Origin of the sequence: Streptococcus sp. 27098_8_148, from assembly GCF_041432105.1 — a bacterium.
Lineage (GTDB): Bacteria > Bacillota > Bacilli > Lactobacillales > Streptococcaceae > Streptococcus > Streptococcus parasanguinis_AE.
Genome location: NZ_JAPVYY010000004.1, coordinates 165,389 through 191,952, shown reverse-complemented (window position 1 = coordinate 191,952; position 26,564 = coordinate 165,389). Strand labels below are relative to the sequence as shown.

Here is a 26,564-nt window from a genome sequence, read left to right as displayed (position 1 = left end):
TTGTTCTTAGCTAAGACAAATAATCAAACACGAGGTAAATCTAATGAAAACACGCAATCGCAAAGGTGGCTACTCAGCTAATACTGCTAATGAATATATTGACAACAAGCAGGGAATTCTCAGCTTAAGCACCGAACTAGAAGCACAAATTAAATTTGAAGACGGTCAACCAACAGGGGAAATTATCTCTTATAAAGCTTGGTTCTCACAAAAAGGACTCCCGCCCTTCACTGTCAAATTCGAAACTGAAGTGGAGCTACCATCTTATATGTCATTGGTACGGTTTGATAATCTTCAAGCCTGCGAAGTTGGCTTTAACGTCTACTTCAAAGCTGACAATGTTAAGGAGGTCAAATAATGGTATCTAAAACAGATACCGTCTTGCATTCATACTTGCTCCAGAGCCTTAATATGGCTCTTGGAGCCTTGATGCAAGGCGAAACGAGTTATACAAACAGTTTTAACATCGTTATTCAAGAAAACGGTTTCATTTTCATCCCACGGCTTCCCTGTGCCTATATTTTAGATGATGAGCTCTATAATAAAATCTTCTTGATTGCTAACGCAACCCTATATCCACATTACACATTATTGAAGCAAAATGCCACATACTTCGTCCCTCTAAAAACGGATGATATCCATATTCAGCGAGGACTTTTCTTTCCGTGGAGGGTGGGAATTTCAAAACGATTAGTCATTCCTGACCTTGATAGATACACAACAAGTTTACCAAAAAATCAAATTCCAATTATGGAAAATTTCACTCTCAATCTTGATAAGGTCAATCACATGGCAATCTGTGGAAATAGTGGTTCGGGTAAATCCTATGCTCTCACCTATTTACTGAGTGTACTCAAACATCAATCTGATTTAATTATAGTAGACCCAAAATTTGACACACCTAGTCGTTGGGCTCGTGAACATCAAATTGCAGTGCTTCACCCCGTTGAAAATCGCTCTAAGTCCGACTTTGTATCAGAAATCAATGAGAAATTAAGTCAATGTCTAGAACTGATTCACAAACGTCAATCAATCCTATACGAGAATCCACGTCATGAGTTCAGCCATATGACAATTGTGATTGATGAAGTTCTTGCATTATCTGAGGGAGTCAATAAGACGATTAAAGAATCGTTTTTCTCACTCTTATCTTCTATCGCACTTCTCGGACGTGCTACAAAACTTCACTTGTTACTTGTTTCACAAAGATTCGATCACACTACGATTCCCATTTCTGTTCGTGAACAACTTAATGTCCTCATCCAGATTGGCAACATTAACAAGAAGACGACACAATTTCTATTCCCTGACCTCGACCCAGAAGGTATTGTTATCCCTATCGGGCATGGAACAGGTCTGATTCAAGTAATTGATAACGAACATCCTTATCAGGTACTTCCGCTACTATGTCCAACGTATTACACAAAGAAAGGAATTCTTTAATGGTGAAAAAATCTTACTTCATGAGGACATTCAACATCAATATCAATCTAATTCTAGTTTCATTTCTAGCAGGATTTATAGGATGGTCTCTGGATTTTCTATCAAATCAGTTTAAACTAAATCCTCTGAGTTTTTTTGACCTCTCCCAGTTCAATGGCTATTTAGATTTAGGAAGCAAATATTCTTATACAGCAATGTCCTTCCTTCTACTTACACTATTTGTTTCTGTAATGTTTGAAATTCTGAATCGATTTCGATTTGATAGTCTATTCAACTATTTTAAGTCCGTATACTTTACATTCAAACTTCGTCAGTTTTTAACGCAACGTGAGAAATCAGAAAAAATAACAACGATTGACAATCAGAATATAACTACCTTTAATCCCATAAATAGTAGTTTTAATCACTGTGCACATAAGAGTGTCGTAGACATACGAAAAGATGATGTGACGGTTTTTATCAAAGTCCCTAGAGACCAGCAGGGGCAAAAAATTTTGGCTGACATGACCTCTCAACTGAAAGAAGAGGTTTCGAGTCAACATCCTGACTACTACTTTTCAGCACCTAATCGGATTCATAATAAGCTATGGTTAGTTGGTAAAAAACGATAAAAAGGGGCTATGGCTTGCGTTAAGCAGTAGCCAGATAGCCCCTTCTAGCATTTTCCAAGATAATTGGGGTTACTACGACCCCCAATTATCCTATAATCAGTAATCAGAAAGGCGTATCAAAATGACAAAAGAACAACGCTCTAGCAAGTGGACATTCCTTTTTTACAAAGAAAGTGCCCCTGCTGACTACCTTGAAGTTCTTGAAGAACTACACATCCCCTTCGTCCTGAGTCCTTGGCACGATAAGGATATTAATCGACAAACTGGGGAACTGAAAAAATCTCACAAACACGGAGCTTTCTTCTTTGATTCTCTCAAAAGTTATAAACAAGTTTCTGAGCTAATCAAGGACAAGTTGAATGGCCCTGCTCATGTAGAAATCGTACAATCACCCAAAGGACTTTTTGACTACTTCATTCATGCCGAAAATAAGGAGAAAACTCAATATGATATAGATGATATTGAAGTTGGATGTGGTTTTAATCTTGATAAATTTCTTGTAGAAAATAACTCAGATGATTTCATGCATGAAGTTGTGGATATTATTGAGCAGAATGACTTCACAGAGTTTGAAGAACTCGTCTGGTATGCACGAGCTAATCACACACCACTTCTTGGACTTATCATTGAGCGTACCTACTTTTTTGCTAAGTATTTGGATTCACGTCGATGCAATCCAATGAGGAACCAAGATAAGAAGGAGGATAATAAATGCAAGTGATTCTTCCTGATGAACAGATTCATCAGATTCAACTATTGCTATCAAACCTTATCCAAAAAGAAATTGAACAGCAAATAGAAAAAAATACTTTAAGTTGTCCCTATTTGAACAAACAACAGACTTGCGACTATTTAGGAATTTCCAACAATACTCTTGATTCATGGATTCAAAGGGGGCTTCCATCAATCAAAATTGGAAAAACAATTCGATTCCACAAAGACGCTATTGACCGCTGGCTAAACAGTAACAACTAGAAAAATCAAGATTTTTATTTTATAATGGTCATGATATTTTCTGGTTCGATATAAAGGAGAATATCATGACTATCAGTAAGACAAAAAACGGAACTTACCGCTTAAAAGTCTATATACCATTAGAAGCACGAATGCCTCTTGGTATCGTTAACAATAACTATTATGATAAGAGATTTAAAACAAGAAAGGAAGCACGACAAGCAGAGATAGACCTACTGACGAAGCTAAACCAAATTGAAGATAACGTCTTTTCGGGACTAGGAAAAGAAGATATTCTTTTCTCGGACTTCTATAATAATATTTGGTGGGAATCCTACAAAGCAGGACAAACTACATCTACTTCGAAGCCACCAAGCAGGTCAACAATTGCTAATACCAAAACATGTTTTGAAAAGCATATACTACCACTTCTTGGCAACTATACGATTCAATTTTTAAACCAAAATAAACAGGTTATTCTAAATTTGATGACGGCAAAAGCCAACGAATATGCCAACTTCAAAACTTTACGAAGTTACGTTATTTCTATTTTTGATTGGGCAGAAGAACTTGAATATATTGAAGCAAATAGAGTTGCAAAAACTTTAAGACGAATTAAGGCCGTCAAAAAAATTCAACTTGCAGAATCAAAACGTGATGAAGATTTATATTTAACTCATGAACAACTCCAAGAATGGTTCTCAGCTTTTAAAGAAGATTTAGAGAACGATAAAATCTCACTCAAAGATTACGTCCTTTTTTATCTCACCTTTTTCCTTGGAGATAGAAAATCAGAAACATATGCTCTCCAGTGGAAACATATCGACTTTTCAAAATCTCAGATTCAGTTAATTCAGGCTTTAGACAGATACGGACAAGTAAAATCTACCAAAGGAAATAAAAAAACTATCTTTTCTATTTCTAGTGACTTGCTTCAACTTCTGACTTTATGGAAAAAACAACAAAAATATGAACTTGCAAAGTTTGGCATCATCAGCAATTCAGAACAATTCATTTTCACTTATATAGATACCAGAGGGAATATCAATAAACCTTTACATGCTGACTATCTTAATAATAAGATGAAAACTATCAAAAAGCGACACCCAGAGCTTACACACGCTACACCACATAAACTACGTCATACGGGAGCAACACTTGCTAAACAGGCAGGAATGAGCTTAGAAGCTATTTCCGAAGCTCTGACACATAGCGACACAGGTACAACACAGATTTATGTCAATACTTCTAATGTAGTCCCTATGGCAGTCGGTGAATTTGCCTTAAAGTCTCTAAAACAATAAGGTTAAAATAAGGTAAACTTTGAGGTGAACTTTTTCAAAAAACATAAAAAAAGCACCCATGAGGTAAACTCTTGAGTGCTTTGAAACGTTGATATAATCGTATTGATTAACGTTTTGAGAATTGTGAAGCTTTACGAGCTTTCTTAAGACCTGGTTTCTTACGTTCAACTTTACGTGAGTCACGTGTAAGAAGTCCTGCGCGTTTCAATGAATCGCGGAAGTCTGGGTCTACTTGAAGAAGGGCACGAGCGATACCGTGACGGATAGCTCCTGCTTGACCAGCGTATCCACCACCTACAACGTTAACGAAAACGTCGTATGAACCTGCAGTTGAAGTAACTGCGAATGGTTGGTTGATTACAAGACGAAGGTCAGCGTGTGGGATGTACTCTTCAACATCTTTTTTGTTAACAGTGATTTTACCAGTTCCTGGAACAAGGCGAACGCGTGCAACAGCGTTTTTACGACGTCCAGTACCTGCATATTGTGCTTGTGACATACTTTATTGTTCCTTTCCTTAGATAAGTCCTGAAATATCAAGAACTTCTGGTTGTTGTGCAGCGTGAGTGTGCTCAGCTCCAACGAATACTTTCAATTTCATACCTTGAGCGCGGCCAAGAGTATTGTGTGGAAGCATACCTTTAACTGATTTCTCGATCAAACGTACTGCATTTTTAGAACGAAGTTCACCAGCAGAGATTGATTTCAATCCACCTGGGTGGTTTGAGTGAGTGTAGTAGATCTTATCAGTTGCTTTTTTACCAGTCAATTTAACTTTTTCAGCATTGATAACGATTACGAAGTCACCTGTATCAGTGTGAGGTGTGAATGTTGGTTTGTTTTTTCCGCGAAGCACGCTAGCAACAACTGCTGAAAGGCGTCCAAGAGGTACATCAGTTGCGTCAACAACGTACCATTTGCGTTCTACTTGGCCTGGTTTAGCCATGAATGTAGTTTTGTTCATGATTTCTCCTATATGAATGTCGTTTTTGTTTACAGGGCGGATGTTCCGGTCCGCAAGTTATTTGAAAGGTTCCGGGGCCTTACAAATGGGGTAAACAATACCGCCTACTATTGTATCAAAATTCTAAGATAAAAGTCAACCGATTTGGAAAATTATTTGCGATTTTCTTTTCCAATGACAAATCCGATCAAGGAATTCGGGCCGACGTGGGCTGAAATAACCGGTCCAAGAGGCATCACGAGAACTTCATCGATGCCTTCAAGCGCAAGCATTTCTTGCTTCAGTGCTTCGGCTCCTTCTAGATCGTTGGTATAAGATACCAAGGCTGTGCTTTCACCGATATCTGCTTTGATCAGCTCCAGTAATTCCCGGACAGCTTTTTTGCGTCCCCGAACCTTGCTAATAGGGACTAATTTCCCTTCCGCATCTATCCAGAGAATGGGTTTGATGCTGGCCAAACTTCCCATGATCGCGGCACTTTTTGAGAGACGGCCGCCACGCATGAGGTGGTAGAGGTCATCAACTAGGAAATAAGTCCGCAGTTTTGGCGCTAGGTCCATGATTTCTTCTTTGGCTTCTGCTAATGAACGACCTGCATCACGCGCAGCTACTGCTCGCATGACCAGATAACCCTCTCCAATCCCAGCAGCCTTCTGATCGACAATCTCGATCACGGCTTCCGGGTAGTCTTCTAAAACCAGGTCTCGTGCCATGACTGCACTCTGATAGGTCCCAGATAAGACTGATGAAAAGGCCACATAAAGCAGATCTTTTCCTTCTTTGGCAAATTGTTTAAAGGTTTCCTGAAATTGGCCCACATTGACCTGACTGGTTGTCGGTTTGGCCCCATTTTTCATGGCTTCTAAAAGCTCCGGGCTGGTCAATTGAGCTTGGCCTACTGTCTGGTAAACCGTCCCATCTAACTCAATGGTCAAGCCAAGAATGGTCACCTGATGTTCCTTGGCCCAGTTTTGGTCTAAATCTGCGGTCGAATCGGTTAAAATAGCAAATGTCATTACTTGTCTCCCATCATTTCTTGTAATTGTCGCAATACTTCGTGATCGAGCGGTCGCATGGGTGGTTTTTGATCGTTAACCACTCGCTGCGCTTGATTGAGGTTTCCTTTGACGACTGCGACCCGTTTTTCTAACTCTCTGGCAGATACCCGAAGAGCTCCTTGAGCAAAGACGGTCCATTGCTCATTTAAGTCACTGGTCGCTACTGATACTTGGTGGAGGGGCGTGTTAAGCTCTGCCGCCAAGCGCTCGATATAGTCATCTGCCGTCTCATCCTCACCGGTAAAGACCACCTGAACATTGAACTCCTCATAGGTCTGCCGCACTCCTGGCATATACTGGGCATCAAAGACACAGATGACTTCGATTCCTTCAAAGCTAGCATAGTGGCTCAGTTTTTGCAGGAGGATATTGCGGGCTGCATCGAGCTCACTTTTTTGAAAGAGCTGGCGGGTCTCCTGCCAAAAGGCAATCATATTATAGCCGTCAACCAATAAGATTTTTCGTTTCATATCATTGCCTTTCTAGGATTATAGTCGATTGCGAAAGACCTCATACATAAGGATGGCTGCTGCCACACTGGCATTGAGGCTTTGCACATGACCATTCATGGGAATGGTGATCATCTCATCGACTTGTTTTTTGATATTGGCCGAGATCCCTTTTCCTTCATTGCCAATGATCAAGGCTAACTTGCCAGCCGTATTCCACTGATGAGATGGCGTGCCGTTCATGTCGGTTCCAAAGATCCAGAAGCCCTCTTCCTTTAGCTTGTCTAAGGTTTGGCTAAGATTGGTCACACGCGCAATGGGAATGTGTTCCACTGCTCCGGTAGAAGTTTTTGACACCACTGGGGTCACCCCAACCGCTCGGTGCTTAGGAATGATGACTCCTGAGACATTGGTCGCATCAGCTGTCCGCAAGATAGATCCAAGATTGTGCGGATCTGTTAAGCCATCGAGAATCAATAAAAGCGGGTTCTCTTCTTGGGCTGTCTGTTTCAGAATCGCTGCCAAGTCGGTGTAAGCAAAGGCTGCCACTCGAAGAACAAAGCCTTGGTGAACAGCTCCTTCTGTCATTTCCTGCAGGGTTTTCTTTGGCGTCCAAGAAATCGACACTTTTTTCTCAGCTGCTAAGGCCTTGATCTTGTCGACATTTTTCCCTCGGAGGTCTTCTTGAATATATAATTTATTGCCTGTATTGGCTTGTAAAGCCTCGGTGACTGCATGGACACCGTATACGATATCGTTATTTTCCATAGAACTAGTATACCATAAGAAAGGAGGATGAGGCCAATTCATGATATAATGAAATGAAATCTATCTCAGCGAAACTAGTAAAATAGAAAGGAAACCATGCCTCTTTTTCAACGAACCATTAAGCTCACCTTGGCCACCTGTTTAGCAGCTGCCCTTGCTTATGCTCTGGGCTTGACCTATGCCATCTCAGCTGGCGTCATTGCCATCTTGAGCATCTCTGATACGCGTCGCAGTACCATCAAGCAAGCCTACCAGCGCTTTATGTCGACCTTGCTAGCCCTTGCTATCGGAAGTCTCGCTTTTTCCTTTTTTGGATTCAACCTCTGGGCACTGGGAGTTTTTATCGCTCTCTATGTTCCTGGTGCCTTTCTATTGGGTTGGCAGATCGGTATCACCCCTAGTACGGTGTTGGTTACCCACCTCTTGATTGAGCAGTCTACCTCCTGGGGGCTCTTGCTCAATGAACTTGCTCTCTTTTTAATTGGGACCAGCTTTGCCTTGCTGGCCAATCTCTATATGCCTTCTAATCAGGGAGCGATCGATCACTACCATGATGTTGTTGAAGACCAACTGAAAAAGATCCTTGGTCGTTTTGCGGAATTACTTAGTAAAGGGGATGGTCGCAATGATGCTCGCTTGATTAAGGAGTTGGATGGTATCCTAAAGGACGCTTTGAAGCTAGTTTATCTGGACCATTCCAACCACCTCTTTCACCAAACCAACTACCATATTCACTACTTCGAAATGCGCAAGCGGCAAAACGATATTCTGCGGGATATGGCAGAAAACGTCAACCGCTGTCAGTTGGCGGCGAGTGAAAGCATAATCCTAGCTCAACTTTTTAAGAAAACGGCCCAACAGTTAAGCCAGAAAAATCCTGCCCAAGATCTTCTAGATGATATTAGTCAGTATTTGGCGATCTTTCGCGAACGTCCTCTTCCTAAGACCCGTGAAGAATTCGAAACACGCGCCACCTTGCTCCAACTCTTAAGAGACTTAGAAACTTTTATCCAGGTCAAGGTTGATTTTTACCAACAATTTCATAAGGAGACAGAATAGACAAAAAGGCCCTTGCAAGATGCAAAGGCTTTTTTATTCGGGGTTTTGTTGTAAACACTTTCCTAAAATGGTATACTAGAAACGGAAAATAACTTTTTAAGGAGGGTCTTCTATATGAAGTCTTCGTATAAGAAACATTTGTACACTACAACACTCAGCCTCTCAGCGGCTGTCTTGCTTTCCGTTATCGGTCATGGCCAAGCTTCAGCCGATAGCTTAGAAGCGCCTCAAACAGAGCCTAGCACGGCCCTTGAAGCGACACCTGCTACTGAGCAACCTGTGACCGCCGAGACGACCAGTCCCGCTGCATCCACAGAAGTAACTCCTGCTAGTCCTACAGAAACCGCAGCGACTTCTGATGCGGCTTCTACAACAGAAGTTGCTCCAACCGCTAGTCCAAGCACTACCCGTGCTACAACGACCGCTGACCAAGCGACTCGATTGACGGATAGCACCATTTATCTCTCTGAAAAGAGTACGATTGATGACAAAGTCCAAGAAAAAGCTCAAGCTGCTGGCAAGATCAGCTGGACCTTAGACAATAAACCTCTCTCTGAGTGGAAAACCTGGGATATGGAGACAGGAACACTGAGCAAGGATCCATTCCTTACTATCACAGAGACCGCAAACGGCAATGATCTGGATCTCCACATTGACGTGCAGGATCTCTTTGGTGAAGATCTCAGTCTTCGTAGCCCAAATAATATTCGCCGGACTTACCGCAACTACATCGGCAACCATGAACTGGTCGGGACCAATGCAGACTTAGGTGTGACCATCAATAAAACCCTTGTTTTTAGACCTTACCAAGACTACCATACACATGAAGAGATGCTGGCTGCCATCGAAAAATCCAAGGAAGAAGCGAAACCCGATCGTTTAGTGCAGCTGGAAACTCTTGGCAAGAGTGCCCAAGGCCGGGATATGAAGATGGGGATCGTGAGCAAGGACCAAGCCAGCATTGATCACTACCTTTCTAGTACCAACCCTACAGCTTTGACTAAGCCAAGTGAAATGCTGGCCGCACTAAAAGACAAGACCTTGGATTACAAATTACCTGTCTTAGTCCACAACACCCACGCGGATGAACAGCCAGGCATTGATATCATCACAGGCCTCTTCCATACCTTCGCTACAGAAAATCAAGTCACTTTTAAAACGACAGACGAAGCTGGTAACGTCAAGAATGTGACCCTGGACATCCCAACTCTCTTAAACAAATTCATTTTCTTATTTGACTTCACGGAAAACCCAGATGGGGATGCTCTCAACCTGCGGGCCCTAGCAAACGGGCTCGATCCAAACCGGGATGCCAGCTATCAAACCAACCCTGAAGTTCGCACGGTTATCCAAATGATCAACAAATGGAATCCAATCGCTCTCTACGACTTACACGGTTTTGTCAAAGAATTCTTGATCGAACCTGCAACGCCACCACATGATCCGAACTTCGAATACGATCTTCTGTCAAACCTGATGCTAGAAAATGCCCATCATATGGGACGGGCAGGAGTTGCCAATTCTAAATACGATAGTTACATCATTCCAAAACTGGATTGGGGCGATGGCTGGGATGACTCCTTCTCTGGCTATACAGGAGTTTATGCTGTCTACCATGGTATCTTAGGCCATACTATCGAAATTCCGGAAGGAAATGAAGAATCCTATAAAGCAGGTCGCAATGCTGTCCTAGGCGGAATTGACTTCCTCAACCAAGATCCGGACCGTCTCCTTGAGATGCGTCTCAACTTCTACCTGCGCGGTCTCAATAAAACCGAAGATCCAAAAGCTGAAAATGAACTGGTCGGCCCAAATGGGGAAATCGTTGGACGTGTGAAAAATGGTCGTCCGAAATTCTTCCCAGACTACTACGTCATCCCAATGAGCCTCGACAAAGACAACGATGCCCAAGAAGCCTTCAATATGATCGACTACTTCAAACGCAATGGTGTCCTTGTTAAGGAACTCAAAGAAGATATTGGCAACTATAAAAAAGGGGACTTAGTCATTGACATGGCCCAAGCCAAACGTGGCTATGCCAACCACATTCTCTACAAGGGCTCCAACGAATCTGCCTGGGCTGCTATGTACGCAGAGTTGCTGGTCAACTTCCCAGATATGAGAGGGTTCAAGTCCGAACCTGTCTTTGCGGATGGTCTTTTCAACGGAAAATTAGGAGAAGTCACCACCACCCGCGCGACTCGTACCTCTGAGATCGATCCAAAAGCTCCTTACTATGTGATTGCCAATACCTCAGCTAGTGCCGTTAAAGCTGTCAACCAGGCCATTGCCCAAGGAAAATCTGTCTACCTAACAGATGATGGCTACATCGTTGACCGCGATACCTTTGCTTCACTCCTGCCAAACTATGCTATTTATGGTGATGCCCTCTACAAGGTACCAAGCGGACCAACCTTGAAACCGATGAAGGTCTACTCTCCAAACTACCACTATAATTGGGCTGGAGTAGATGCGCCTGCTCATACTAGTCTGGTCCTTGAAAAATTAGGCTTCCAAATCGTCAATACTCCAGAAGAAGCAGATGTTGTTATTTTGGAAAGCAACCGCTTTGACGCTTCCATTTTTGGTAAGAAACCAACCCTTGTCATTGGTGGGGAAGCCATGCAAAAATTGGAAAAATTGGGAGTTCTTACAGGATTTGACGCTGAAAAACTAAAAGGCGGTAGTGACTACGAAGGCTTGATGAAAGCGATCATTGATGATCAGGATCCATTGACCAGCGGATACAAGAAGAATACCCTCTTCTACTCCAACTCAGGAAACTGGATTGAAAAGGTTCCAGAGCATTTCAAGACCTTGATGAGCATCGCTCCGAGTGATTATTATATTGCAGGTTGGTGGCCACATAATGATGTGCTAGCCAACAAAGTCATGGCCATCTCTGGAGAACTGATGGGACAACCTCTCTTTGTCTATGCAGGAAATCCAACCAACCGTCAACACCCTGTCCACTTCTTCCGCTGGGTAACCAATGCGATCTTTGGCAGCAAGTTGGCAAGCTTGATGGATTACGTTCCAGCTAAAGAACCAGATCAAGTGGTGGTTCCAATTCATAACCAAACAACCAATCCACAGCCAATCTTGGCCAAGAAGGATACTCCTAAAGTCCTCCTTCCACAAAAAGAAATGACAACTAAAAATGAAGAAAGTGTGCAAGCCTTGACTTACCAAGTAGGACAAAGCTTCCAAGAAAGTCCAGCCAAGGCGCAATTGCCACAAACTGGAGAAGACACAACTGCACACTTCGTTCTTTCAGGCTTCTTGTTAGCCGTTAGCGGAGGCTTCCTCCTCTTGAAAAAGAAAGAAGTTGAGTAAGATTTTAGACTAGCTATGAATTTCAAGTTCATCTTTTCATAGAAAATCAATTTTTCATATGAAATAATCTAAGAAATTAGACAAAAGGTATAAAACTCGCTCTAGTATTTAGCAGTATTCAGTCTTATACTGAAACTTTCCGCCGTGAGAAAAGTGCTTGAAACTATTATGTTTCAAGCACGCGGAATTATTGAGACCTCAGGCTCAATAATTAGTCATGGAACTTCGAAGAAGTTCGCTGACGTCCGTACTCACCTAAGGAAAGTTTCAAAAGATATATCTTCAAAAGAACCTTCGCGTCTGCGAAGGTTCTTTTCTATTCCACCAATTCCAACACAACAGTTTGGTAAGGGACTAATTCGAGCACTTGGTCTCCTTCATGGAACAACCCAGCAGTATTATTTAAAACGACCGTTTTAATCGGAGCCGGCAACTCCAAGCTAGCTTGGCGATTTTGGAAATTGCTGATCACCAAGAGACGCTTGTCCCCACGACGTTCAAAGGCGATGATGTTTTCACGGTCCCGATACTCTGGAATCATATCTCCAAACCGAACGGTATTTCCATAGAGGGGATGGTGATACAAGGCCGTCAACTGCCGATAATAATTCAAGATGGAATTGGGATCCTTTTCCTGAACTTCCACATTGATGGCAACATCTGGTTTGGGACTGATCAACCAAGCTGACCCATCGCTAAAGCCCAATCCTGGCTCTGCCGACCATTGCATCGGCGTCCGCGCATTGTCCCGGCTGTATTTGGCAATCGCTGCCAAGGCTTCTTCCTCGCTCAAACCAGCTTCTTTCGCAACGTGGTAGCCATTGATGGTCGCGATATCATCAAAATCCTCCACTGATTCAAAGACTTGGTTCTCCATTCCAATTTCTTGGCCTTGGTAGATAAAAGGAATTCCCTTACGCAAGATTTGAATAGTTCCCAGAGCTTTTTTACTCGTGTCGTTGACTTGACCTTCTGCGATATAGTGGGACACCCCACGAGGCTCATCGTGGTTTTCAATGATGGTCGATAGAACCCCAATACTATCTGCACGCTCATGCGCTTGAAAAATACTTTCCTTGAGTTCATCTGCTGTCGGAAGACTATGGTCAAACCAGCCTTTTCCTTCCTGCCCCAGCATGGTTTGTTTGAAGTCAAAGATAGAAGAGAAGACACCATCTTTTCCAATAAAGAAGTGCAATTCTTCATCGGTTTCATTGAAAACTTCCCCTACAGTGAAGGCATTGTACTTGGCGAAAGTTCGCTCCTTTAACTCTCGCAGGAAAGGTTCAATCGGTTGGGCATTGACCAGCGATTCCGGCACTGGAACCAGGCCATTGTCACGATCGGACGGAAGCGAACGCCATTCTAAATCTTTTTTAATGTTGATAATGGCGTCAATCCGGAAGCCAGCGATTCCCTTGTCCAACCACCAATTGATCATCTTGTAAATCTCTTCGCGTAAGACAGGATTTTGCCAATTGAGATCCGGCTGATCCTTGTGGAAAGAATGGAGATAGTATTTGTTGGTGCCAGGAACTGGTTCCCAGACACTGCCTCCAAAGTAACTTTCCCAGTTGTTGGGTTCCTTGTCACTTTCGATGAAATAAAAGTAGTCCGCATAAGGTCCATCTGGATCCGCTAGAGCTTTTTGGAACCACTCGTGATGACTGGAGCAGTGGTTGACCACCAAGTCCATGATGATGGAAATGCCCCGTTTCTTACCTTCCGCAATCAGCTCCTCCATATCTTCCATAGTTCCAAAAATAGGATCAATGGCATAATAGTCAGAAATATCATAGCCCTGGTCAATAAACGGACTCTTGTAAATAGGCGATAACCAGAGGATATCAATCCCCAAGTCTTGAAGGTAATCGAGTTTCTCCGTGATCCCTTTTAAGTCCCCAACACCATCTCCATTGCTGTCTTTGAAGCTTTTTGGGTAGATCTGATAAGCGACCTTCCCCTTCCACCAGTCTTTTTCCATGTTTTGTCTCCTTAAAATGAAAGAAACTGAGACATATCGTCTCAGTCTCTACAGTTTCAGTAGGTATTAGTATACTGTTTTTTCAGTTTCTTTGTCGAAGAAGTGAGCTTTGTTCAAGTCAAATCCAAGTTCGATGGTTTCACCAGTTCCAAGGTAGTCACGTGCATCTACTTTAGCGATGAATTCGTTGTCACCAACTTGGCAGTACAAGTGAGATTCTGAACCAAGCAACTCAGATACAGAGATGGTTGCTTTCACGACTGATTCTGGGAATGTTTCAAGGAAAGCAGCTTCTGTATTCACGTCTTCTGGACGGATACCAAAGATCAATTCTTTACCATCATAGCCTTTTTCTTTCAAGACTTTCAAAGCACCTTCTGGAACTTTCAAGTTCAATCCATTGGCAACGATGTGTCCACCTTCCAATTTCACGTTAATGAAGTTCATAGCAGGGCTTCCGATGAATCCAGCTACGAATTTATTCACAGGGTTCTTATACACTTCTTGCGGAGTACCGATTTGTTCTACACGTCCGATAGTACCTGTACCAGCTGGGTTTTTAGTAGCAGACATGATAACGATACGGTCAGCCAATGTCATCGCTTCTGTTTGGTCGTGAGTTACGTAGATGGTTGTAGCTCCGATACGACGGTGGATTTTCGCAATTTCAGCACGCATGGATACACGAAGTTTAGCATCCAAGTTTGACAAAGGTTCGTCCATCAAGAACACTTTTGCATCACGGACAATGGCACGACCCATGGCCACACGTTGACGTTGACCACCAGAAAGGTCAGCTGGTTTACGATCCAAGAATTCTTTCAAGCCAAGGATTTCAGCTGCTTCTTGTACACGTTTGTCGATATCTTCCTTGCTGTATTTACGCAATTTCAAACCAAAGGCCATGTTATCGTACACAGTCATGTGTGGGTAAAGAGCGTAGTTTTGGAATACCATGGCGATATCACGGTCTTTAGGTGCCACGTTGTTTACAACAGTACCATCGATTGAACATTCACCTTCTGTGATGTCTTCAAGACCAGCGATCATACGAAGAGTCGTTGATTTACCACATCCTGAAGGACCTACGAAAACGATAAATTCTTTGTCTTTGATGTCCAAGTTGAAGTCTTCAACTGAGTAATGTTCGCTGTTTGGATATTTTTTGTAAATATTTTTAAGATTCAATTCTACCATGATGGTACTCCTTTGATTTTTATAGTTCTATTGTAAATGAAAACGTTTTACATTTCTATGGCAAGTCTCACAAAAAAGAAAAAGAGTTTTGTGCAAGTTGCACAAAACTCTGGATTGATTCTGTTTAAATCACATCTTGTAAAACTAAATGATAGCACAAGGCTAGATCTGTCAGATTTTTCAACTGAAGACCCGTCAACTCCTCCCACTTGTCAATCTTGTATTGAAGGGAATTGCGATGGAGATAAAGTTGCTGGGCCGCCTTGGTGACGACTGCCCCGTTGTCCCAGAGGGCGACAATGATGTCCTGCAACTGGTCTTGACTTCCAATCAACTGATGCAAACGTTCTTTGATAGGATGGAGTTCCAAATCTGCCTGCTCGATTCCCCATAGGTAGAGTTGAGAAAAGCGATAAACACCTTGATGACCTTCTCGAATCCAAGCTCGAAAGACAGCCTGTTCTGCTCGGATGACAGGAGACACTTTCCCGTCTTTAGACTCGGTCCATACTTGCCCGACCAGGATAGATAAACGAATATTGAAGTCATACTCCATGGCAGAGACGGTATCTTTTAAGATATCGGCCACAGGCAAAGACTGGTCTTGGTCCAGAATGAGCACATAGTCCTGCCCACTCAGTTGCAAGGTTGCTCGGAAATTGGGCAAGAGTGTCTGCATCATCTCCAACCAAGAAGCTGTCCCTTCTGCTGTCGAGTGCGAGATGTGGCAATAGACGAGTTGCATTTTTTTGATGACTTGAGGGGCTTCTCCCTTTCCATCGATCAGGTATTGGTACCAAGGATTAGGGGCAACCTCTTCTTCACCACCCAACCAGGAAATCAATTGTTTTTCTCGCTCGGTTAGCTCTTCTTCCTTCAGCAGCAGCCATTGATGAGCCTGAAGGGGAATGGCTACATAACCAGCTGGTGGATTGGCTTGATCCGTCACCTCTGCATGAGGGAACCACTCTCTGATATTTTTCACTGCTTTCTTCCTTCTTCTACTTGCTGGATGCACCAGTCAATCAGCTCTTCTAGACGATAGAGCTCCCCCGTCATATGGAGATAACCCATGACAGCCTCAAAGCCCGTCGACATCCGATAGGTCACGACATCGGCATTTTTGGCCTTGGTATGGCTATTGGTATTGCGACCGCGCTTGTAGATCTCCAACTCTTTTTCCGTCAGAATTTCTTGCTCCAGCATGCCTTCAATCAAGCTGGCCTGAGCTCTAGCAGAGACATAGCGGGTGGCAGCCTGGTGAAGCTTATTGGGCTTGGTCATCCCTTGAAAAATCAGGTGTCTGCGAATATACATGGAATAGACTGCATCTCCCTCAAAGGCAAGGGCAATCCCATTGATTAGATTGACATCAATCACGTGTCCACCTTACACCTTCTTTTGTATCCAAGAGCTTGATTCCTTGCGCAGCCAATTCATCACGAATGGCATCAGCTCGGGCAAAATCTTTCTTAGCACGCGCTTCCTGACGTTCAGCGATCAAGGCTTCAATATCTGCATCCAAGACTTCTTCGACAAAGACCACTCCAAAGACTTCTAACATCTTGGTCAAGGCATCCTTGACGTCTTGGTTGTAGTGACCTGAATTGATCCATTTAGCCAATTCAAAGACGACAGTGATTCCGTTTGCCGCATTGATATCTTCATCCATAGCCGCGATAAACTTGTCCACAAAGCCTTGCAAGTCTGCTGAATCTACTCCTCCTGTGAACGGTTGCTCATAGGTATTTTTCAAATACTTGAGGTTGGTTTCCGCATCGCGCACCGCTTTTTCTGTGAAGTTAATGGGCTTGCGGTAGTGCTGGGTCGCAAAGAAGAAGCGAAGCACTTGGCCATCAATGGTCTTGAGAGCATCATGCACGGTGATAAAGTTCCCCAAGGACTTGGACATCTTGACATTGTCAATATTGACAAAGCCATTATGCATCCAGTAGTTGGCAAAAGTTTTTCCCGTCTTAGCTTCTGACTGGGCAATTTCATTGGTATGGTGCGGAAATTCAAGGTCAGCACCACCACCGTGAATATCAATGGTATCCCCTAAAATCTCCGTTGACATGACCGAACACTCGATGTGCCAACCCGGACGGCCAGGGCCCCAAGGGCTGTCCCAGGAAATCTCTCCTGGTTTGGCAGCTTTCCAAAGGGCAAAGTCGACTGGATTTTCCTTGCGGGCTGTTTCCTCATCTGTCCGACCAGAAGCGCCTAGCTCCAAGTCTTCTAGAGTTTTGTTGGCTAATTTTGCATAGTTGTGGGATTTTTCCACACGGAAATAAACATCACCTTGGCTCTCATAGGCATAGCCTTTTTCGATCAAGTCAGCGACAAAACGAATGATGTCATCCATAAACTCAACCACACGAGGGTGGCGGGTTGCAGGTTTGACCCCGAGAGCCGTTACATCCTCACGGAAGGCCGCAATATACTTGTCTGCCACTTCCTGTGGAGTAATGCCTTCTTCTTTGGCACGGTTAATGATCTTATCATCCACATCTGTAAAGTTGGAAATGTAAGCAACTTCGTAGCCACGATACTCAAAGTAGCGACGAATCGTGTCAAAGGCCACCGTTGAGCGGGCATTCCCTACGTGGATATAGTTGTAAACCGTTGGCCCACAAACATACATGCGGACCTTTCCTTCCTCGATGGGGATAAATTCTCTCAAATCACGAGACATGGTATCATAAATTTTTAACACGCTTCATTTCCTTTCTGTTTCTACTCTTTTGGCTTCAAATAAACCGCCTGAGTCTGTTTGATAAAGCCAATCTTTTCATACAAGCGTTTGGCACCTACATTGCTATCTTCCACTGCAATCTGAAATGCCTTATCATTTTGCTCCATGAGTTGGTTGATGAGGGATTTTGCCAGATAGCTTCCGTAACCTTGCCCACGATAGACTTCAGCAATCGCTAGTCCATAAAGGTAATTGCATTTTCCAGACATATCGACCGTACAAACGCCAATCACTTGACCTTCTTTGAGTAACATGTAAAGCAGACTATCAGGATCCTTCAAGGCCTCCAAAATGTATCTGTGGCTCACTTCCGGTGCTTCCACTTCATCTGCAAAGGTTTGGTGGTGGAGCTGGGCAATGGCTTCAAGATAAGAAGGCTCTGCCAAGAGCACATCGACATCCGAACGGGAATCTAATGCATAAGCGGTTCGATCACGTCCTAACCAAGTTTCTGTCTCTTCATCCTCAACCAGTCCCCAATTGCTGGCAAAATCAGGATGGCACTCTAGAAAAATACGCTCTGTCTGAAAAGTCACAGACTCAATTGGATAAGATGCCGTTTCTTTCTCAAAACTTCCATACAAAGCACGCGCAATTCCCTGACGTCGATGATTGGGATGGACCAGGATCGCTACTTCCACATCTTGGTCATCCGCATAGACGGTTAATAGGCCAACAAGTTCACCTTTTTCATAATAAAGGAAAAAGGCGGGCATATCGGGATCAAAATTGAGCATATTGGAGAGATAAGGATCCCGAAACGTTCCGTCATACTTCTGACAGGTGGCAATAAGGGCCTTTGCTTCCAGTAGTTGGTGGTCATTCAATGTATTGGTTGATTGAATCACGTAGCGATCTCCTTACAAACTCGAAGACCGATGGCTAGCTTCCTTAGCATGCTCCAGCTTGTTCATATAGTATTCCCGTTTTTCTTCTTCTTGGTGAATAACCGGTTCATCTTTTCGACCGTGCACCCGCACAATCTTGGCTGGAACACCGACAACGGTCACATCACTTGGTACATCTGAGACGACGACAGCTCCCGCTCCGACTTTGGCCTTGGCTCCGATTTCCACCGGGCCGATGACTTGAGCATGGGCGGAAACCAAGGCTCCCTCACGTACCGTCGGATGGCGTTTGCCGACATCCTTTCCTGTTCCCCCAAGGGTCACCCCATGGTAGAGCATGACACCTTTTTCAACAATGGCTGTTTCCCCGATAACGAGACCCGCTCCATGGTCGATAAAGACACCCGAAGCAATGGTCGCACCTGGATGGATTTCGATCTGGGTCCAAAAACGCCAGAATTGGCTATGCATCCGCGCCAAGAGCTTAAAACCATGGTTCCACAAAAAGTGGGAAACACGGTGAGCTGCCAGTGCTTTGACGCCCGGATAGGTCAAAAGGACCTCCAGCGAGGTACGCGCTGCTGGGTCATTTTCTTTTACAATATTGATGGTTTCACGCCACCATCCCATACCGTGCTCCTCCTTTTCTAATGATTATTCTGAATCTTTTTGTGTAATGATAAAGTCTTTTTTAGGTTTGTGGTCTTTGTTGTGGTGACGAGGACGATCGCCATGACGAGGACCCTTTTCACCTTTTTCTTCTGAATGTTCAGGTTTTGGCGGACGTGGCAATAGTGCCTTCATAGAAGCATCGACACGACCTTTTTCGTCAATCTTGATAATCTTGACATCCACTTCATCGCCAATCGCTACCAAGTCTTCGACACGGTTGGTGCGCGTCCAAGCCATTTCAGAGATATGAACGAGGGCATCTGTCTTATCAAAGAGGTTGACAAAGGCACCGAATTTCTCAATCCGAACCACTTTGGCATGGTAGACTTCATCCACTTTGGCTTCACGCACCAAACCAGCAATGATCTCTTTGGCACGGTTAATCGCATCTTGGTCGCTCGAGTAGATCGATACGTTACCTTCTTCGTCGATATCAATCTTAACGCCTGTTTCTGCGATGATCTTATCGATGGTTTCTCCACCCTTACCGATGACAATCTTGATTTTGTCCACATCAATCTTGATGGTATCAATTTTCGGAGCAGTTGGTGCCAATTCTGGACGCACTTCTGGAATCGTTGCTTCAATCACATCAAGGATTTCAAAACGAGCTTTCTTGGCTTGAGCAAGCGCTTCTGTCAAGATTTCTGCAGTAATCCCTTGGATCTTGATATCCATTTGAAGGGCAGTAATTCCGTCACGCGTACCAGCTACCTTGAAGTCCATGTCTCCAAAGTGGTCTTCCAAACCTTGGATATCTGTCAATACGGTGTAGTTGTTTCCATCTGAAATGAGACCCATGGCAATACCAGCTACTGGGGCCTTGATTGGCACACCACCAGCCATAAGGGCAAGTGTTCCCGCACAGATAGAGGCTTGAGATGAAGAACCATTTGATTCCAATACTTCTGCTACCAAACGGATGGCATATGGGAATTCTTCCAAGCTTGGCAATACTTGAGCAAGGGCACGCTCACCAAGAGCACCGTGACCAATTTCACGACGACCAGGCGCACCGTAACGACCTGTTTCACCAACCGAGTATTGTGGGAAGTTATAGTGGTGCATAAAGCGTTTCTTGTACTCTGGATCCAAACCATCGATGATTTGCGTTTCACCCATTGGTGCCAATGTCAAGACAGAAAGGGCTTGCGTTTGTCCACGAGTAAAGAGACCTGAACCGTGCACACGAGGAAGGTAGTCGACTTGTGCATCCAAAGGACGGATTTCATCGACCTTACGACCATCCGGACGAACCTTGTCTTCTGTAATTAGACGGCGCACTTCTGCATGTTCCATTTGTTCCAAGATTTCAGCCACGTCCCGCATGATGCGATCAAACTCTTCGTGGTCGGCATATTTTTCTTCGTAAACTGCTGTGACTTGATCTTTGACTGCTTGAGTCGCAGCTTCACGCGCCAATTTTTCTTCTACTTGGACCGCTTTTTGAAGGTCGCTGTTGTAGGCTGTGATGATTTCAGCCTGCAAGTCAGCATCCACACGAAGCAATTCCACTTCTGCTTTTTCTTTCCCAACTGCCGCAACGATTTCTTCTTGGAAGGCAATCAATTCTTTAACGGCTTCGTGCCCTTTGAGAAGAGCTTCCAACATGATTTCTTCTGACAATTCTTTGGCACCAGACTCTACCATGTTGATAGCGTGTTTGGTACCAGCTACTGTCAATTCAAGAAGAGAGCGCTCAGCTTGTTCTTGCGTTGGGTTGATGATGATTTCCCCGTCAACATAGCCTACTTGGACCCCAGCGATAGGTCCGTCAAACGGAATATCTGAGATAGAAAGAGCCAAGGATGAACCAAACATAGCTGCCATTGGGGCAGATGCATTTTCATCGTAAGAAAGGACTGTGTTGATAACTTGCACTTCGTTACGGAAACCTTCCGCAAACATTGGACGGATTGGACGGTCAATCAAACGCGCTGTCAGAGTCGCATCTGTAGAAGGACGACCTTCCCGTTTCATAAAGCCACCAGGAAATTTCCCAGCCGCATACATTTTTTCTTCGTAGTTGACTTGAAGTGGGAAGAAATCCCCAGTTGCCATCTTCTTAGACATGACAGCTGCCGTCAAGACAGTCGACTCCCCATAACGCACGACAACAGAGCCATTTGCTTGCTTGGCAACCTGACCAGTTTCTACGATTAACTCACGACCCGCAAAAGTCGTTTGAAACACTTGTTTTGTCATTGTAATCCCCTTTGGATTGATAAAATTATACGACTTGCCTACAAAAATCAGGATACAAAGGGCGTGAAGAATCCCGTATGAAAATAGGAGATTGACGCAGTGTGCCACGCACACTAGGAAATCTATCTTTTTCACTAGGGATTTAGCCCGTGTTCAACTATCAAGATATTTTGGACGGTTCGGCTTGCCGAACATTTCTGTAGAAAAATAGGAAGGTGACGCCGCACTCGATGAGTGCTAGGAAGCTTATCTTTTTTCCTAAGAAATGAGGCCAAAATTCAATTACTCAAGATACTAAGGCTACCCAACTCAACGAGATAGGAATTTCAAGAGCCCATCTATTTGTTATATCCTCATCTTTGTATCCAAGCACGTATACCTTTTATTTTAACATATTCAAGCCCAAAAGAAAAAGGCTTTAAGGGCCTTTTTCTGCGAATCTTCTAAGAGACCTATATAAAAATTTTAGATCCAGGTATAGCTTCTATTTATTTTTAAGATTTCGCGAATTCTGTACTGTCGACATAAAAGCGTGTTTTATGGCTTCCACCCTTGTAGTTCTTATTGTTACGTTTCAAGACAAAACGTCTGTATGGATCGGAAGTACCTTGGATAGTCGTTGTCACTTCAACTGAATCTTCATTGACCACCCATTCATCAGGCGAAGGGATTTCCATCGGTGGCATCGCTCCTCCACGACCACCAGGTACAATTTCGTAGAAGGCCTTGTCTTTTGTCGAATAGAGCCAGCCGTCCTTCTTTTCGTTTGTCAGTTGGATCAGCTTGTCTTGTGACAGACTGCGGATAGAGTCCGATGTCTCTTCTGCATTCAATTTATCAATGACATCTTGCAGATTATAGGTTCCCGGCGTGTAGGTATTGTAGTAATCAATGAACATGTCTTGCGGGTAACCATCAACCGCACCGTGATCATTGTTCAACTCTAGCAAGCGAGTCGGTTGCACCTGAAGTGAATAGGTCAAAGACGCACTGTTTTCAATGATCGAGTAGATATCCGCTTGGTCCGCTTTTGACAAGGTCCCAATGGCTTCTTTATCATGCTCATCTGACTTAGCTTCTTCTGACTGTTCTTTTTCTTGCGCCTTGTCAGATGATTTTTTGACCGATGAAGCTCCTACTGGACTGTGCTTACGCTCATAGCGTTTTGGGGCGCAGGCTGCTAGGGAAATTACCGAACCAACTGTTAAGAATAAAATAATAAATTTTTTCACAATATCTCCTATTTTTTTATCCTAGTCTATCAAAGGAAATCTATTTACTCAGTATCAATGAAGAGACCACTAGCAAATATAATTTTTTGTTTTTCTAACCTTTTTTAGTCTTCCTTATAGAACAAGTCGCTTTGATCTGAAATAACATTCTGACCCCAATAAATAATATCCTTACTATTATCAACAGAAAAATTTCCATATTTTAATGATGCAGGAAACTCTTGACCTGCTGGGAAAAAACTCATTGCTGAAGCACCAGCTGGGGCAGTTGAATGAACACTACTACTTAAGTATCCAAATTCATGATTAAAGCGGTCTACAACCTGATCTGTTGGTGCACCATTTATCTTTGATATACCGTTATCATCAAATGTTACACTCATTCCTTTCCCATTTCTCCAGGTCCCTGCAATACTTGAAAAATCACCGTTCTGAATTTCTTGAATATTCATTCCACTGCTTTTCTTACTTGTGCTTGCTGATTTAGAACCATCCACACGCGTTGTGAAGTCAAGGGCGATCCAGCCTTGTCCAGATTCAAGCTTGCCCCAGGTATGACCATCGGCATCTACGGTTTCCGTAATGGTGTGAGTTCCTTTTGAGATCATCCCTGCAGATGGGGCGGAGGTAGACGGTTCTTTCCGAATACGAAGATCGGCTACACTGACTTGTACTTGGAAGCTTCCCGATTTTTTCTCTTCTGCTTTCGCTGTTGATTTGGAATCCCCTGTACCGTCAAAATTTTTCCAATCGAGCTTAGTGAGGTCTAACTTCTTGGCTGAAATCCCAAGAGCTTGCTCTGCCGTTTCCTTGCCACCAATTTGAATGGTTGCTTTCTTTTCTTCCTTGGCCTCCCCTTTTCCTAGCGAATAAAGGGTCAATTCCATTTCTGGATTAAGGGATTGCCAAGTGGCGTAGACGATTTGTCCATTATCGAAAAGATCTAAACTGGAGCGATAGCCACCTGCAGAAGCCACATAGGCTACATGGAGCAAGGTTGGCTGCTTATCTTTCAAATAATACACAGCAGCAATCGTTTTGCCATCCCCAATCAGCAGTTCATCATTACCATCACGATTAAGATCCTCAAAAGCATAGTGCCACTCATTGGTGCTTCCAAGTGTTTGAAGGTTAAAGACATACGCATATTCTTCTGAAGTTGCTTCAATCTTCTTCAGTTCATTTTGTAAAGCCGTTTGGTCTTTGGCATTAATTGCGGTTGCATAAGCCTTGTAGCGATCTAATACTTCTTGATAGTTCTTTTGACCGGTATCCTTCTTTTCTTTTTTAACAGTTGATGACGTTGCTGTCTTTGGTTTACTTTGGCGCTCGTAGCGTTTAGGCGTGCAAGCCACCAAAGATAAAACGGACGCACCCGCCAGTAGTGAAATCATAACCTTTTTCATAAAAACCTCCTCATATCTATCCTAGTATATCAAAAATGGTTGATTTTTCCACCTCTTTTCAAGATTTTTACACAAGCATTTTCCCCTCTTCCTCTATGTTTCTGCCCTTTTTTCTGCTATACTTAGTATAGTTATTTGATCAAAAGGAGAACACTATGGAATTAAAAAAACGTTCTGAATTTCCTGAGAACGAACTCTGGGACCTCACAGCCCTCTACCAAGACCAGGAAGACTTCTTGCGTGCCATTGAAAAAACACGTGAAGAAATCAATGAATTTGTCCGTAACTACAAAGGCAACCTCCACACCTTTGAAGACTTTGAAGCTGCCTTTGCAGTCTTTGAACAAATTCAGATCCAACTCAGCCACATTGGCAACTACAGCTTTATGCCCCAAACGACGGACTTTAGCGATGAAGCTTTTGCGGAAATTGCCCAAGCAGGGATGGATTTCGAAACTTGGGCCAGCGTTGAACTTTCCTTCTTTGATGATGCTTTGGTAGAAGCGGATGAAGAAGTCCTTGAACGTCTGGGACAACTCCCTCACCTCACTTTTGCCATTCGTCAGGCTAAAATCAAAAAAGCTCACTACTTGGGAGCTGATGTGGAAAAAACTCTGACCAACCTTGGTGAAGTCTTCTACGGACCGCAAGACATCTATACCAAGATGCGGGCAGGTGACTTTGAAATGGCTGATTTTGAAGTAGATGGAGAAGTTTACAAGAATAGCTTTGTCACCTATGAAAACTTCTACCAAAACCATGAGAATGCGGAAGTCCGTGAAAAAGCCTTTCGTTCCTTCTCAGAAGGTCTCCGCAAGCACCAAAACACGGCTGCTGCTACCTATCTAGCCCAAGTCAAATCTGAAAAACTAATCGCAGATATGCGAGGCTACGATTCCGTATTTGACTATCTCTTAGCTGAGCAGGAAGTGGATCGTGCCATGTTTGATCGTCAGATTGACCTGATCATGAAGGACTTCGCTCCAGTAGCTCAAAAATTCCTCAAACACGTGGCCAAGGTCAACGGCCTTGAGAAAATGACCTTTGCTGATTGGAAGTTGGACTTGGACAGTGCGCTCAACCCAGATGTTACCATTGATGATGCTTATGATTTGGTCATGAAATCTGTGGAACCTCTTGGCGAAGAATATTCCCGCGAAATTGCCCGCTACCAAACCGAACGTTGGGTCGACTTTGCTGCCAATGAAGGCAAGGATTCCGGTGGTTATGCAGCCGATCCATACCGTGTCCATCCTTATGTCCTGATGAGTTGGACAGGACGGATGAGCGATGTTTATACCCTGATCCATGAGATCGGACATTCTGGTCAATTCATCTTCTCAGACAACAACCAAAGCTACTTCAACGCCCACATGTCGACCTACTATGTGGAAGCTCCTTCTACTTTTAACGAGCTCCTCCTCAGCGACTACTTGGAACACCAGTTTGACGATCCTCGTCAAAAACGCTTTGCCCTAGCTCACCGTTTGACAGACACCTACTTCCACAACTTCATCACCCACTTGCTGGAAGCAGCCTTCCAACGCAAGGTCTACACCCTGATTGAAGAAGGTGGAACCTTCGGCGCTAGCAAGCTCAATAGCATCATGAAGGAAGTCTTGACCGAATTCTGGGGAGACGCTGTTGAAACAGATGACGATGCGGCTTTGACCTGGATGCGCCAAAGCCACTACTACATGGGACTTTACAGCTACACCTACTCAGCTGGATTAGTAATCTCAACAGCGGGTTACTTGCATTTGAAAAACTCTGAAAACGGAGCTAAAGATTGGCTGGACCTCCTCAAATCAGGCGGTAGCAAGACACCACTTGAGTCAGCCATGATTATCGGAGCAGATATCTCAACTGACAAACCACTTCGTGATACCATCCAATTCCTTTCAGACACTGTCGATCAAATTATTGCTTACAGTGCAGAATTGGGAGAATAAGATTCAAAAAAAGCTAAAGAAGGTTCATTCCTCTTTAGCTTTTTTGCTTTTTAACTCAACTCTGCCACAATGGCCTTAATTTGTGCTGCGGTATGCACTCCTGCTACTTGTTTAACAACCTGCCCATCTTTTTTAAAGAGCAAGGTTGGAATGGACATAATGCCGAAAGCACGCGCTGTTTCTGGATTTTCATCCACATCCATTTTTAGGATTTTTAACTCATCTTCCGAAAGTTCTTCCGATAATTTTTCTAAAATAGGAGCTTGCATGCGACATGGACCACACCAGGTTGCCCAAAAGTCTACCAAGACCAAGCCTTCTTTTGTTTCTGCTTCAAATGTTGCGTCTGTAATTGCTTTTGCCATTT

At 43.6% G+C, this 26,564-nt stretch carries 25 protein-coding genes; 9 read left to right on the top strand and 16 right to left on the bottom strand.

All coding sequences use genetic code 11. The features are described 5' to 3' along the window. The first annotated feature begins 43 nt into the window (after positions 1-43). From O3646_RS05090 to xerC, 6 genes are all read left to right on the top strand, one after another. Positions 44-358: a hypothetical protein gene (locus O3646_RS05090; protein ID WP_214255271.1), complete on the top strand. Its 315-nt coding sequence runs from the start codon at positions 44-46 to the stop codon at positions 356-358. Then, entirely contained in the window at positions 358-1,443 is a 1,086-nt protein-coding gene (locus tag O3646_RS05085) for an AAA family ATPase (protein WP_214255270.1), read from the top strand. The genes O3646_RS05090 and O3646_RS05085 overlap by 1 nt, the downstream gene beginning before the upstream one ends. Further along, positions 1,443-2,054, top strand: coding sequence for a hypothetical protein (locus O3646_RS05080; RefSeq protein ID WP_301354976.1), 612 nt, complete (start codon positions 1,443-1,445; stop codon positions 2,052-2,054). The genes O3646_RS05085 and O3646_RS05080 overlap by 1 nt, the downstream gene beginning before the upstream one ends. Before the next feature lie 121 nt (positions 2,055-2,175). Beyond that, complete coding sequence (locus O3646_RS05075) at positions 2,176-2,775, top strand: replication protein (protein WP_214255268.1); 600 nt, start codon at positions 2,176-2,178, stop codon at positions 2,773-2,775. Beyond that, positions 2,766-3,029, top strand: a complete 264-nt coding sequence (locus O3646_RS05070) for a helix-turn-helix domain-containing protein (protein WP_018364576.1) — start codon at positions 2,766-2,768, stop codon at positions 3,027-3,029. The genes O3646_RS05075 and O3646_RS05070 overlap by 10 nt, the downstream gene beginning before the upstream one ends. 65 nt (positions 3,030-3,094) lie before the next feature. Beyond that, on the top strand, positions 3,095-4,312 hold the full coding sequence (gene xerC / locus O3646_RS05065) for a tyrosine recombinase XerC (protein WP_214255267.1): 1,218 nt from the start codon (positions 3,095-3,097) through the stop codon (positions 4,310-4,312). A 106-nt stretch (positions 4,313-4,418) separates the two neighbouring features. On the opposite strand, the gene rpsI is transcribed toward xerC, so the two are convergent. From rpsI to rlmB, 5 genes are all read right to left on the bottom strand, one after another. Beyond that, positions 4,419-4,811, bottom strand: coding sequence for a 30S ribosomal protein S9 (gene rpsI / locus O3646_RS05060; protein ID WP_002893764.1), 393 nt, complete (start codon positions 4,809-4,811; stop codon positions 4,419-4,421). Between the two features lie 18 nt (positions 4,812-4,829). After that, on the bottom strand, positions 4,830-5,276 hold the full coding sequence (gene rplM, locus O3646_RS05055; RefSeq protein WP_002876943.1) for a 50S ribosomal protein L13: 447 nt from the start codon (positions 5,274-5,276) through the stop codon (positions 4,830-4,832). A 152-nt stretch (positions 5,277-5,428) separates the two neighbouring features. Continuing rightward, positions 5,429-6,292, bottom strand: coding sequence for a DegV family protein (locus O3646_RS05050; protein WP_003010076.1), 864 nt, complete (start codon positions 6,290-6,292; stop codon positions 5,429-5,431). Then, positions 6,292-6,804, bottom strand: coding sequence for an NYN domain-containing protein (locus O3646_RS05045; RefSeq protein ID WP_003004212.1), 513 nt, complete (start codon positions 6,802-6,804; stop codon positions 6,292-6,294). Before O3646_RS05045 ends, O3646_RS05050 begins: the two co-directional genes overlap by 1 nt. A gap of 18 nt (positions 6,805-6,822) precedes the next feature. Then, positions 6,823-7,551: a 23S rRNA (guanosine(2251)-2'-O)-methyltransferase RlmB gene (gene rlmB / locus O3646_RS05040; protein WP_003010074.1), complete on the bottom strand. Its 729-nt coding sequence runs from the start codon at positions 7,549-7,551 to the stop codon at positions 6,823-6,825. Positions 7,552-7,647: 96 nt separating this feature from the next. On the opposite strand from rlmB, the gene O3646_RS05035 reads away from it, so the two are divergent. Both O3646_RS05035 and O3646_RS05030 read left to right on the top strand, forming a co-directional pair. Then, positions 7,648-8,610 carry an aromatic acid exporter family protein gene (locus O3646_RS05035; RefSeq protein WP_070594805.1) on the top strand — a complete coding sequence of 321 codons (963 nt, stop codon included), beginning with the start codon at positions 7,648-7,650 and terminating at the stop codon, positions 8,608-8,610. 114 nt (positions 8,611-8,724) lie between these two features. Further along, on the top strand, positions 8,725-11,946 hold the full coding sequence (locus tag O3646_RS05030) for an LPXTG-anchored zinc carboxypeptidase (protein WP_371610629.1): 3,222 nt from the start codon (positions 8,725-8,727) through the stop codon (positions 11,944-11,946). 316 nt (positions 11,947-12,262) lie between these two features. Here O3646_RS05030 and O3646_RS05025 read toward each other — a convergent pair whose 3' ends face one another. The 10 genes from O3646_RS05025 to O3646_RS04980 form a co-directional block, all read right to left on the bottom strand. Next, positions 12,263-13,930, bottom strand: coding sequence for an alpha-glucosidase (locus O3646_RS05025; protein ID WP_371610628.1), 1,668 nt, complete (start codon positions 13,928-13,930; stop codon positions 12,263-12,265). A 66-nt stretch (positions 13,931-13,996) separates the two neighbouring features. Further along, complete coding sequence (locus O3646_RS05020; protein WP_021154414.1) at positions 13,997-15,127, bottom strand: ABC transporter ATP-binding protein; 1,131 nt, start codon at positions 15,125-15,127, stop codon at positions 13,997-13,999. 124 nt (positions 15,128-15,251) lie between these two features. Next, a complete protein-coding gene (locus O3646_RS05015) occupies positions 15,252-16,112 on the bottom strand; it encodes a helix-turn-helix domain-containing protein (RefSeq protein WP_049491654.1) in 861 nt (286 codons plus the stop codon). Continuing rightward, positions 16,109-16,507, bottom strand: a complete 399-nt coding sequence (locus O3646_RS05010; RefSeq protein ID WP_049487795.1) for a Mini-ribonuclease 3 — start codon at positions 16,505-16,507, stop codon at positions 16,109-16,111. Before O3646_RS05010 ends, O3646_RS05015 begins: the two co-directional genes overlap by 4 nt. Next, complete coding sequence (gene cysS / locus O3646_RS05005) at positions 16,500-17,843, bottom strand: cysteine--tRNA ligase (protein WP_049491652.1); 1,344 nt, start codon at positions 17,841-17,843, stop codon at positions 16,500-16,502. Before cysS ends, O3646_RS05010 begins: the two co-directional genes overlap by 8 nt. 20 nt (positions 17,844-17,863) lie before the next feature. Beyond that, a complete protein-coding gene (locus tag O3646_RS05000) occupies positions 17,864-18,730 on the bottom strand; it encodes a GNAT family N-acetyltransferase (protein WP_049491650.1) in 867 nt (288 codons plus the stop codon). 12 nt (positions 18,731-18,742) lie between these two features. Next, positions 18,743-19,360 (bottom strand): serine O-acetyltransferase, encoded by a 618-nt coding sequence (cysE, locus tag O3646_RS04995; protein WP_003018264.1) that lies wholly within the window; start codon positions 19,358-19,360, stop codon positions 18,743-18,745. A 24-nt stretch (positions 19,361-19,384) separates the two neighbouring features. Continuing rightward, entirely contained in the window at positions 19,385-21,607 is a 2,223-nt protein-coding gene (pnp, locus tag O3646_RS04990; RefSeq protein WP_049491648.1) for a polyribonucleotide nucleotidyltransferase, read from the bottom strand. 494 nt (positions 21,608-22,101) lie between these two features. Further along, positions 22,102-22,839: a hypothetical protein gene (locus tag O3646_RS04985; protein WP_021154407.1), complete on the bottom strand. Its 738-nt coding sequence runs from the start codon at positions 22,837-22,839 to the stop codon at positions 22,102-22,104. Between the two features lie 104 nt (positions 22,840-22,943). After that, on the bottom strand, positions 22,944-24,245 hold the full coding sequence (locus tag O3646_RS04980; RefSeq protein ID WP_070594798.1) for a DUF6287 domain-containing protein: 1,302 nt from the start codon (positions 24,243-24,245) through the stop codon (positions 22,944-22,946). 155 nt (positions 24,246-24,400) lie between these two features. Here O3646_RS04980 and pepF point away from each other — a divergent pair, with 155 nt between their 5' ends. Then, positions 24,401-26,197: an oligoendopeptidase F gene (pepF, locus tag O3646_RS04975; RefSeq protein WP_070594797.1), complete on the top strand. Its 1,797-nt coding sequence runs from the start codon at positions 24,401-24,403 to the stop codon at positions 26,195-26,197. A gap of 50 nt (positions 26,198-26,247) precedes the next feature. Here the strand turns inward: pepF and trxA are convergent, their stop codons facing one another. Beyond that, complete coding sequence (gene trxA / locus O3646_RS04970; protein WP_003013593.1) at positions 26,248-26,562, bottom strand: thioredoxin; 315 nt, start codon at positions 26,560-26,562, stop codon at positions 26,248-26,250. Positions 26,563-26,564 lie beyond the last annotated feature (2 nt).

What these genes read in the sequence shown, in the direction of transcription:
- O3646_RS05070 (WP_018364576.1), top strand. Translation starts at nt 2,766, where the DNA reads ATGCAAGTGATTCTTCCTGATGAACAGATTCATCAGATTCAACTATTG.
- cysE (WP_003018264.1), bottom strand. Translation starts at nt 19,360, where the DNA reads ATGGGATGGTGGCGTGAAACCATCAATATTGTAAAAGAAAATGACCCA.
- xerC (WP_214255267.1), top strand. Translation starts at nt 3,095, where the DNA reads ATGACTATCAGTAAGACAAAAAACGGAACTTACCGCTTAAAAGTCTAT.
- O3646_RS05025 (WP_371610628.1), bottom strand. Translation starts at nt 13,930, where the DNA reads ATGGAAAAAGACTGGTGGAAGGGGAAGGTCGCTTATCAGATCTACCCA.
- O3646_RS05020 (WP_021154414.1), bottom strand. Translation starts at nt 15,127, where the DNA reads ATGGTAGAATTGAATCTTAAAAATATTTACAAAAAATATCCAAACAGC.
- rplM (WP_002876943.1), bottom strand. Translation starts at nt 5,276, where the DNA reads ATGAACAAAACTACATTCATGGCTAAACCAGGCCAAGTAGAACGCAAA.
- O3646_RS04980 (WP_070594798.1), bottom strand. Translation starts at nt 24,245, where the DNA reads ATGAAAAAGGTTATGATTTCACTACTGGCGGGTGCGTCCGTTTTATCT.
- O3646_RS05030 (WP_371610629.1), top strand. Translation starts at nt 8,725, where the DNA reads ATGAAGTCTTCGTATAAGAAACATTTGTACACTACAACACTCAGCCTC.
- rlmB (WP_003010074.1), bottom strand. Translation starts at nt 7,551, where the DNA reads ATGGAAAATAACGATATCGTATACGGTGTCCATGCAGTCACCGAGGCT.
- O3646_RS05050 (WP_003010076.1), bottom strand. Translation starts at nt 6,292, where the DNA reads ATGACATTTGCTATTTTAACCGATTCGACCGCAGATTTAGACCAAAAC.
- O3646_RS05035 (WP_070594805.1), top strand. Translation starts at nt 7,648, where the DNA reads ATGCCTCTTTTTCAACGAACCATTAAGCTCACCTTGGCCACCTGTTTA.
- pepF (WP_070594797.1), top strand. Translation starts at nt 24,401, where the DNA reads ATGGAATTAAAAAAACGTTCTGAATTTCCTGAGAACGAACTCTGGGAC.
- O3646_RS05080 (WP_301354976.1), top strand. Translation starts at nt 1,443, where the DNA reads ATGGTGAAAAAATCTTACTTCATGAGGACATTCAACATCAATATCAAT.
- O3646_RS05075 (WP_214255268.1), top strand. Translation starts at nt 2,176, where the DNA reads ATGACAAAAGAACAACGCTCTAGCAAGTGGACATTCCTTTTTTACAAA.
- O3646_RS05045 (WP_003004212.1), bottom strand. Translation starts at nt 6,804, where the DNA reads ATGAAACGAAAAATCTTATTGGTTGACGGCTATAATATGATTGCCTTT.
- O3646_RS05085 (WP_214255270.1), top strand. Translation starts at nt 358, where the DNA reads ATGGTATCTAAAACAGATACCGTCTTGCATTCATACTTGCTCCAGAGC.
- pnp (WP_049491648.1), bottom strand. Translation starts at nt 21,607, where the DNA reads ATGACAAAACAAGTGTTTCAAACGACTTTTGCGGGTCGTGAGTTAATC.
- O3646_RS05090 (WP_214255271.1), top strand. Translation starts at nt 44, where the DNA reads ATGAAAACACGCAATCGCAAAGGTGGCTACTCAGCTAATACTGCTAAT.
- rpsI (WP_002893764.1), bottom strand. Translation starts at nt 4,811, where the DNA reads ATGTCACAAGCACAATATGCAGGTACTGGACGTCGTAAAAACGCTGTT.
- trxA (WP_003013593.1), bottom strand. Translation starts at nt 26,562, where the DNA reads ATGGCAAAAGCAATTACAGACGCAACATTTGAAGCAGAAACAAAAGAA.